The sequence below is a fragment of the Pseudonocardia sp. KRD291 genome (assembly GCF_019263595.1).
In the GTDB taxonomy this organism is placed as follows: Bacteria; Actinomycetota; Actinomycetes; order Mycobacteriales; family Pseudonocardiaceae; genus Pseudonocardia.
In genome coordinates this window covers 1-9,002 of sequence record NZ_JADQDD010000255.1, presented here as the reverse complement: position 1 = coordinate 9,002, position 9,002 = coordinate 1, and the positions used below count along the sequence as shown (strand labels likewise).

At 71.8% G+C, this 9,002-nt stretch carries 7 protein-coding genes and 1 other RNA gene; 6 read left to right on the top strand and 2 right to left on the bottom strand.

What is annotated here, in order from left to right; genetic code table 11:
• Window positions 1-10 precede the first annotated feature (10 nt).
• Both I4I78_RS25890 and rnpB read left to right on the top strand, forming a co-directional pair.
• Window positions 11-844, top strand: coding sequence for an aldo/keto reductase (locus I4I78_RS25890; RefSeq protein ID WP_218614105.1), 834 nt, complete (start codon window positions 11-13; stop codon window positions 842-844).
• A 32-nt stretch (window positions 845-876) separates the two neighbouring features.
• Window positions 877-1,288, top strand: an RNA gene (rnpB, locus tag I4I78_RS25885) — RNase P RNA component class A.
• Between the two features lie 30 nt (window positions 1,289-1,318).
• On the opposite strand, the gene I4I78_RS25880 is transcribed toward rnpB, so the two are convergent.
• Window positions 1,319-1,888 carry a TetR/AcrR family transcriptional regulator gene (locus I4I78_RS25880; protein ID WP_218614103.1) on the bottom strand — a complete coding sequence of 190 codons (570 nt, stop codon included), beginning with the start codon at window positions 1,886-1,888 and terminating at the stop codon, window positions 1,319-1,321.
• Between the two features lie 89 nt (window positions 1,889-1,977).
• On the opposite strand from I4I78_RS25880, the gene I4I78_RS25875 reads away from it, so the two are divergent.
• The gene (locus tag I4I78_RS25875) at window positions 1,978-2,931 is read left to right on the top strand and encodes a ketopantoate reductase family protein (protein ID WP_218614102.1); all 954 of its coding nucleotides are present in this window, start codon (window positions 1,978-1,980) and stop codon (window positions 2,929-2,931) included.
• Between the two features lie 94 nt (window positions 2,932-3,025).
• Window positions 3,026-4,087: an aldo/keto reductase gene (locus tag I4I78_RS25870; protein ID WP_218614101.1), complete on the top strand. Its 1,062-nt coding sequence runs from the start codon at window positions 3,026-3,028 to the stop codon at window positions 4,085-4,087.
• Between the two features lie 418 nt (window positions 4,088-4,505).
• Here the strand turns inward: I4I78_RS25870 and I4I78_RS25865 are convergent, their stop codons facing one another.
• Complete coding sequence (locus tag I4I78_RS25865; protein ID WP_218614100.1) at window positions 4,506-5,603, bottom strand: alpha/beta hydrolase fold domain-containing protein; 1,098 nt, start codon at window positions 5,601-5,603, stop codon at window positions 4,506-4,508.
• A 202-nt stretch (window positions 5,604-5,805) separates the two neighbouring features.
• Between I4I78_RS25865 and htpG the strand changes: the two genes are divergently transcribed.
• Window positions 5,806-7,752 (top strand): molecular chaperone HtpG, encoded by a 1,947-nt coding sequence (htpG, locus tag I4I78_RS25860; protein ID WP_218614099.1) that lies wholly within the window; start codon window positions 5,806-5,808, stop codon window positions 7,750-7,752.
• Between the two features lie 138 nt (window positions 7,753-7,890).
• Window positions 7,891-8,961 (top strand): ABC transporter substrate-binding protein, encoded by a 1,071-nt coding sequence (locus I4I78_RS25855; protein WP_308252358.1) that lies wholly within the window; start codon window positions 7,891-7,893, stop codon window positions 8,959-8,961.
• Window positions 8,962-9,002 lie beyond the last annotated feature (41 nt).

The following is a 9,002-nucleotide window of genomic DNA, read 5'->3' as shown; positions in this document are numbered from 1 at the left end:
CCGAACCGAGATGCCCACCGTGACGCTGCCCGGCGGCGAGCGGATCGTCGCGCTGGGGCAGGGCACCTGGGGCACGGCCGAGGACCCGTCCCGGCGCGCCGACGAGATCGCCACGCTGCGGCGCGGGCTCGACCTGGGCATGACCGTCGTGGACACGGCGCAGATGTACGCCGACGGCGGGGCCCAGGAGCTGGTCGGGGAGGCGGTCGCCGGTCGACGCGACGAGGTGTTCCTGGTCGACAAGGTGCTCCCCGGCGACGCCTCGCGCCGGGGCACGGTCGACGCCGCGGAACGTGCGCTGCGCCGCCTGGGCACCGACCGGATCGACCTCTACCTGCTGCACTGGCGTGGACGGCACCCGCTCGCCGACACCGTCGAGGCGTTCCGGGAGCTCCGGGACCGGGGCACGATCCGGTACTGGGGCGTCAGCAACCTCGACGTCGACGACCTGGACGAGCTCGCAGGCCTCGACGGCGGGGACGGCCTGGTCACCGACCAGGTGCTCTACAACCCGACCCGCCGCGGCCCGGAGTGGGACCTGCTGCCGTGGCTGCGCGAGCGCGGGCTGCCGATCATGGCCTACTCGCCGATCGAGCAGGGACGCCTGCTCGGGCACCCCGCGCTGGACGCCGTCGCCGCCGAGCACGGCGCCACCGCCGCGCAGGTCGCGCTGGCCTGGGTGCTCGACGCCGGGGACGTCCTGGCGATCCCGAAGGCGTCGCGCACCGCCCACGTCGAGGAGAACCGGGACGCGGTCGGCGTGGCGCTCACCGACGCCCAGCGGGCCGAGCTGGACCGCGCGTTCCCGCCGCCGGAGCGCAAGCGGGCCCTGGAGATCCTCTGACCGCAGCGGCGCCGCTACACTGCACGTGCGGACGAGTCGGTCGGGCGACCGCGTCGGGGCCTCACCGGCTCCGTCGAGGAAAGTCCGGACTCCACAGGGCAGGGTGGTTGTCAACGGCAACCCGGGGTGACCCGCGGGACAGTGCCACAGAGAACAGACCGCCTCCGGCCTCGGGATTTCTCGGGACCGGGGGTAAGGGTGAAACGGTGGTGTAAGAGACCACCAGCACCTCGGGCGACCGGGGTGGCTAGGTAAACCCCACCCGGAGCAAGGTCAAGAGGCTGCGTGCGAGCGCAGCTGCGCAGGTGCTCGAGGGCGGCCCGCCCGAGCCTGCGGGTAGACCGCTGGAGCCTGCCGGCAACGGCAGGCCGAGATGGATGGTCGCCGAACGGAACGTCGTGAGACGTCCGGGAACAGGATCCGGCTTACAGACCGGCTCGTCCGCCCACACCCCGGCATCTCCACCTGCTCGCGTCACAGCGGGCGGCGCAGCCCGTCCAGTACCAGGGTGAGGACATCGTCGGCCTCGGCCCGCCAGCCGGGGCGGTCGTGGGCCGCACTGATGCCGTGCAGCGCCATCATCACGGCGCCGGAGTCCACGTCGTCGCGGACGGTGCCGTCCCGCACGGCGGCGGCGACCAGGTCGGCGACGGCGTCCTCCAGCGCGCGGCTGCCCACGGCGAGGGCGCCCGAGCGGTCGGCCATGAGCGTGGCCAGTGTCCGGGCCAGGCCCTCGTGGGCCTCGATGTGGTCGACCATGCCGCGCAGGAAGGCCGCCAGGGCCTCTGCCGCGGGCAGCGTGGCCTGGAGCCGGCGGGCGCGGTCGCACAGCACGGCGACCTCCCCGTGGTAGACCGCCTCGGCCAGCGCCTCCCGGGTGGGGAAGTGGCGGTAGAGCGTGCCGGTGCCCACCCCGGCCAGGCGGGCGAAGTCGTCGAAGCGCAGGTCGAAGAAGTCGCCGGCGTCGAAGACCTCTCGTGCGGTGGCGATCAGGACATCGCGATTACGCCGGGCGTCGGCCCGCAGCGGCTTGTCGGTGGTCATGCGCTCCCTCGCGTTGACAAGTGGAGATGACCTCCATATCTTGAAAGTGGAGATGGTCTCCGAATCGATCGTACCCCACGAGGTGCAGCGTGAAGATCCTCATGTTCGGCCGAGGCGTGATCGCCACCATCTACGGCTGGGCCCTGCACCAGGCGGGACACGACGTCGAGTTCTACGTCCGGCCCGGCCGCGCGGCGACCTACGGGGACGCGGTGGACCTCGACCTGCTCGATACGCGGCGCCGGGTGTGGGGGCAGCGCGTCGTCGAGAAGTGGCCGGTGCGCTACCGCGAGACGCTGGAGCCGGACCACGACGTCGACCTGATCGTGCTCAGCGTGCCGCACCACCGCCTCCCGGAGGCGACGGACTTCCTGGCCCCGCGAATCGGCCACGCCACGGTGCTGGTCTTCGGCAACCTCTGGACCGAGCCGCCGGCCGCGATCGGCGCACTCCCGCCCGACCGGATCGCCTGGGGATTTCCGCAGGCCGGTGGCGGTGTCGGCGCGGACGGCGTGCTCCGCGGGGCACTGCTGCCGTCGGTCGTCTTCGGCACCCTCGGCCGGGCGCCGACCGACCGCGAACGGGCCGTGCGCCGGGCGTTCCGCGAGGCCGGACTCCGGATCAAGGAGCGGCCCGACTTCCGCGGCTGGCTGTGGGTCCACTTCGCGTCGGATGCCGCCCTGTTCTCGCAGGGCCTGCGGTCGGGTTCCCTGTCCGAGCTGGCAGGGAAGACGGGCGAGCTGCGCGAGGCGCTGCTGACCGGCCGCGAGCTGTTGCCACTCCTCGAGGCCCGCGGCCTCGACCTGCGACGGCACCGGGGCGCTCTGCTGCTGTTCCGGGCGCCCACCTGGCTGACGGCCTCCGTGCTCGCCTGGCTGACCACTCACGTCGCGCCGGTGCGCATGAACTTCGCGGCGCACTCCGACCCCGACGCGCAGGAGCCGCGTGAGGTCTGCCGGGACACCCTGGCCGAAGCACGACGGTGGGGCATCCCGGTACCGCGACTGGAAGCGGCGGAACCGCACTTCGCCCGTGACGTCTAGAACGAAAGTCATGCCCCGGGCGGTGTCGCTCGATACCGTCGACGCCCGTGCATCGCGGCCTGCGGTGGCCGTGGATCGGGCCTAGCCTCCGATCATGGAGTATCGGAGCCTCGGACGCACCGGCATGCAGGTCAGCCCCCTCTGCCTGGGGGCGATGATGTTCGGAGCGTGGGGCGAGAAGGACCACGACACGTCGATCGGGATCATCCACCACGCGCTCGACGCGGGTATCAACTTCATCGACACCGCCGACGTCTACAGCCAGGGGGAGTCGGAGACGATCGTCGGCAAGGCGCTGACCGGCGGGCGTCGCGACGACGTCGTCCTGGCCACGAAGTTCCACGCCCCGATGGACGTCGCCATGGGGCAGCAGGGCGGCGACCCGAACCGCCGGGGCAACTCGCGGCGCTGGATCGTCCAGGAGGTCGAGAACAGCCTCCGGCGTCTGCAGACCGACCGGATCGACCTCTATCAGGTGCACCGCCCGGAACGGGACACCGACGTCGAGGAGACGCTCTCGGCCCTGACCGACCTGCAGCGCCAGGGCAAGATCGTGGCGTTCGGGTCGTCGACGTTCCCGGCCCACGAGATCGTCGAGGCGCAGTGGGTCTCGCAGCGCCGGGTGCTCGGCCGGTTCGTCACCGAGCAGCCGCCGTACTCGCTGCTCACCCGCGGGGTCGAGCGGGACCTGCTGCCGGTCGCCGAGCGCTACGGGATGGGCGTGCTGCCGTGGAGCCCGCTCGGCGGGGGCTGGCTGACCGGCCGCTACCGCAAGGGCGCCGACCTGCCGGTGTCGCACCGTCAGCAGTCGATGTCCACGCGCGGCCGTTTCGACATGTCGTTGCCCGACAACCAGGCCAAGCTCGAGGCCGTCGAGGCGCTGGCCGTGCTGGCCGAGAAGTCCGGCATGTCGCTGATCCACCTCGCGCTGGCGTTCACACTGGCCCACCCGGCGGTCACGTCGCCGATCATCGGCCCGCGCACGAGGGAGCACCTGGACTCCCAGCTCGGCGCCGCCGATATCACCCTCGGGTCCGACGTCCTGGACGCGATCGACGAGATCGTGCCGCCCGGCGTCACGATCGCCCGGTCCGACGAGGGATACGTGCCGCCGGCCCTGGCGGACCCGTTCCTGCGTCGTCGCCGCACCGCATGAGGAGGCCGGAATGACCGAGGGGGATCACGACGCCGGATCTGACGCGCTCAGTCCTCCTCGCGGCGCAGGGCGTCCGACGAGGAGATGTCGCTCGGGCGGGTGTCGCAGGCCGGGCACACGGCGATGAAGGTCGGCCGGTCGGGCTCGCCCAGGCGGATCATCGATCGGGCTCCGCGCCGGCCGCAGCAGGTGCACGTGAAGGAGCGGACGACGGCGATGGTGGGAGGACGGTGCATGGTGGGCTCCTGTGGTCCGGGCGTGGGCCGTCCGGTGCAGGCGCTCCATTGCCGCCCGAGGACAGCACCACCCAACTGTCTACCCCGACACGCCCGACGTACACCGACAGCGACGCAGCTCACGGCGGTCCGCTCCGCCGGGCCCGGATCCGGGGTGCCCGGATCCGGGACACCGCTGCGGCTCAGGCGAGCGAGCGCGCGAAGCCGGTGACGTCGCGGACGGCGTTGGCGTAGACGTCCGGCATCGCGGAGCGGAACAGGATCTCCCCGACGTGGCAGAGCCCCAGGTTGATCTTCCCGACGGAGTCCACCCCGGCCGCGAGCAGCTTGCGGTGGTAGGTCAGGCCCTCGTCGCGCAGGGGGTCGACCTCGTTCACCGAGATCACGTGCGGCGGGAGTCCCTGCAGGTCGGCGGCGGTGGCGCGGTAGGGCCAGCAGGTCGGGTCGTCGATGTTGGCCCGGCCCGGGTCGTAGACCTCGGCGAGCAGCGGGAACAGGGCCCGGTTGAGCCAGTACCGGTCGTTCTCCCGCAGCGACGGCAGCTCCGGCGGCGTCTCGGCCCAGGTCCCGACGATGTAGGGGCACTGCGCGTAGACCCCGGAGATCGCGTCCAGCCAGCCCTCGCGTTTGGCCTTGATGGCGAGCGCGACGGCCAGGCCGCCGCCACCGGAGTCGCCGGTCACCACCGTGCTGGTGATGCCGAGCTCGTCGCGGTGCGCGGCGACCCACTTCAGGCCGGCGGCGCAGTCGTCGATCCCGGCCGGGAACGGGTGGTCGCCGAGCGCACCGCCGCCGTTGCGGTACTGCACGCCGACGACGACCGCGCCTGCCGCCGCGAGCTCCTCGCGCCAGTTCCGGTAGAGCGGCCCCTCCGTCGAGAGCATCACCATGCCGCCGCCGTGCACCTGGTAGATGCAGGGCAGCGGGCCCTCGACACCGGTCGGGCGGTGGATGTGCAGGGTGACCTCGTTGCCGTCCGGGCCGTCGATCGTGCGGGCCTCGTGGCTGACGCCCGCGACCCGCGGCGCGCCCTCGGCCAGCGCGGTGAACAGGCCCTCGAACCCGACCTCGACGGCGGTGACGAACTCCCGCAGCGCGTCGATCCCCGCGTCCGCGCCCATCGGGGCGTCGTCGGCGTGCGCGTCGAGCCCGAAGGTGCGCATCACCGCCATCATCCGTGGGTCGGCGCGGGGGTCGTCGCCGAGCGTCAGAGCGGGGTCGCCCAGACGCCCGGGTGCGCGGTACGCGGTGGATGCTTCGGGGGCGGTGTCGGTGCTCATTCCCACACTCCTCGTCGAGTTCGTTCGCCTGTGAGGAGCCTCACCCACCCCGGTGGCGGCGTCAACGAGCCGAACGGGCGCACGGGCCGGGCTCGGCCGGTGCACCGGGCCCGGGGGAGGGAGCGGCCCGGGGGGTTGCGGCAGAATCGCCGGGTGACCCGTGGCTACTGGCGGGCCGTGGCACCGTGTGAGAAGGAGTGACGTGAGCACCGCGACCGAGACGATCGAGTTCCAGGCCGAGTCCCGACAGCTGCTGCAGCTGATGATCCACTCGATCTACTCGAACAAGGACATCTTCCTGCGCGAGCTGATCTCCAACGCCTCCGACGCGCTGGACAAGCTGCGTCTGGAGAGCTACCAGGACAAGAACCTCGACGTCGACACGTCCGACCTGCACATCGAGCTGGTGATCGACAAGGAGAACCGGACGCTGACCGTGGCCGACAACGGCATCGGGATGAGCCGGGACGAGGTCGTCGACCTGATCGGCACGATCGCCAAGTCCGGTACCGCGGACCTGCTGGCCAAGCTCAAGGAGACCGACCCGGCCGCGTCGCAGGAGCTGATCGGCCAGTTCGGCGTCGGCTTCTACTCCAGCTTCATGGTCGCCGACACGGTCACGCTCGTGACCCGCAAGGCCGGCGATGCCGCCGGCGTCCGCTGGGAGTCCACCGGCGAGGGCTCGTACACGATCGAACCGGTCGACGACGCGCCGCAGGGCAGCGCCGTCACGCTGCACCTCAAGGCGGAGGACGCCGAGGACAGCCTGCACGACTACGCGAACCCGGCCACCGTGCGTCGGATCGTCAAGAAGTACTCCGACTTCATCACCTGGCCGATCCGGATGACCCCGGAGAAGGCCCCCGCGGCGGAGGAGGCCCCCGCGACCGAGGAGGGCGCTGCGGCCGAGGAGGGTGCGGAGCCGGCGGAGCCGCAGCCGGAGACCGTCAACTCGATGAAGGCGCTCTGGGCGCGGGCCCAGCGCGACGTCACCACCGAGGAGTACAACGAGTTCTACCGGCACGTCAGCCACGACTGGCAGGAGCCGCTGGAGACGATCCGGCTCGCCGCCGAGGGCACGTTCGAGTACCAGGCGCTGCTGTTCCTGCCCCAGGTCGCGCCGATGGACCTCTACATGCGCGACTCCCGCCGCGGCGTGCAGCTCTACGTGCGGCGCGTGTTCATCATGGACGACTGTGAGGCGCTCGTCCCGGAGTACCTGCGGTTCGTCAAGGGCGTCGTCGACGCCGCGGACCTCTCGCTCAACGTGTCGCGGGAGATCCTGCAGCAGGACCGCCAGATCTCGGCGATCCGGCGTCGCCTGGTCAAGAAGGTGCTCTCCACGGTCAGGACGATGATGACCGAGGAGCCGGAGAAGTACACGACGTTCTGGGACCAGTTCGGCCGCGCGGTCAAGGAGGGCCTGCTCTCCGACCACGACAACCAGGACGCGATCCTGGAGATCTGCTCGTTCGCCTCCACCCACGACGCCGAGAAGCCCACCACGCTCGCGCAGTACGTCGAGCGGATGAAGGAGGGCCAGGAGCACGTCTACTACATGACCGGCGACTCCCGGTCCTCGATCGAGGCCTCGCCGCACATGGAGGCGCTGCGCGACCGCGGCTACGAGGTGCTGCTGCTCGTCGACCCGATCGACGAGGTCTGGGTCGACCAGGTGCCCGGTTTCGACGGCAAGGAGCTGCGCTCGATCGCCAAGGGTCAGGTCGACCTCGAGACCGAGGAGCAGAAGGAGCGCGCCGGTGAGCAGCGCGAGGAGTTCGCCGGGCTGCTGGACTGGATGGGCACCGCGCTGACCGACGACGTCAAGGAGGTCCGCCTGTCCTCACGGCTGACCACCTCGGCGGCGTGCCTGGTCAACGACGAGAACGACATGAGCCCGACCCTGGAGAAGATGTACCGGGCGATGGGCCAGGAGATGCCGACGGTCAAGCGGATCCTGGAGCTCAACCCGTCGCACCCGCTGGTCACCGGGTTGAAGGCCAAGCAGGAGGCGTCGCCGGAGGACTCCGGGCTGGGTGAGACCGCGGAGCTGCTCTACGGGATGGCGCTGCTGGCCGAGGGCGGGGAGCTCTCCGACCCGTCGCGGTTCGTGTCGCTGCTGGCCGGACGGCTGGAGCGCACCCTGTAGTAGGCCCCATGATCGGCGCAACCGGCACGGACACGACAGATCTGTCGCGTCTGCGCCGGTTGTGCCGATCATCGGACCGACATATGAAGGACTGAACATCTGTTGAACCTGTGACGGCTTCTGGCGTAGGTTCTCCGGGTGCCCGGATCCTCACGCCCGCTCCGCCCGACCGCGGCACTGCTCGCCGGGTGCGCCCTGCTCGCCGGATGCGGCGGGCCGGTCGAGGTGCCCGCCCCCGCCGGGGTGCCCGCGCCGGCCGCGGCCCCGGCGACACCGCCTGCGGCGACACTGATCAACTGCGGTGTGAACGTGCCGCTGACACCCCCGACGAAGATCTTCGCGGCGTTCCAGAACGGCATCGAGGCCGTCTACGCGCTCGGGGCGGGGGACCGGGTCGTCGGGGCGGCGTACCTGGACAACGTCCCGATCCCGGAGGTCACGGCGCAGTTCCGGCCGCAGGAGCAGCGCCCGGTCTACTTCCCCGACGAGTACCCGAGCCGCGAGGAGGTGCTGCGGCTGGAGCCGGACCTCGTCGTCTCCGGGTTCACCGGCGCGTTCACCCGGGAGGGCCTGGGTAGCCGCGCCGAGCTGGCCGGTGCCGGGACCGGGTCGTTCCTGTTCCGCCAGTACTGCCCCAGCGCCGACGGCGCCGGCCAGGCCTCCCTGGCCGTCAACGACGTCTCCTTCGACGGGGTCTACGCCGACCTGACCGACCTGGGCCGGCTGCTCGGCGCGCCGGACCGGGCGCAGGCCCTGGTGGAGCGGATGCGCGCGACCGTCGACGGGACCCGGGCGCGGCTCGACGGCGTCACCACCCGCCCCCGGGTCGCGATGGTCAACCGGCCGGGCGGCGCCGGGGAGCTGCGCGTGTTCGGCACCGGCGACATGGCCACCACCCTGATCGAGGCGGCCGGCGGCGTGCAGGCGTTCCCCGAGCTCGACGGCCGGCAGCGGCGCATCTCGCTGGAGGGGCTGATCAGCGCCCGACCGGACGTGATCGTGGTGCCCGCGTGCTGCGGCGCGGACATCGGGCCGGAGGGTGCGCGGGAGCTGATCGACGAGCTGCGCACCGACCCGGCACTGGCCCAGGTGCCGGCGGTGCGCGACGGCAGGGTCTACCCCTCCACGTTCGCCGAGGTCACCCCCGGCGTCCGCAACGCCGACGCGCTGGCGACCTTGGCCCGCCACCTGCACCCAGAACGGTTCTGAGCCCCTCCCACTCCCGTGCGCGAGAGCTGCTCTCGTGCAGC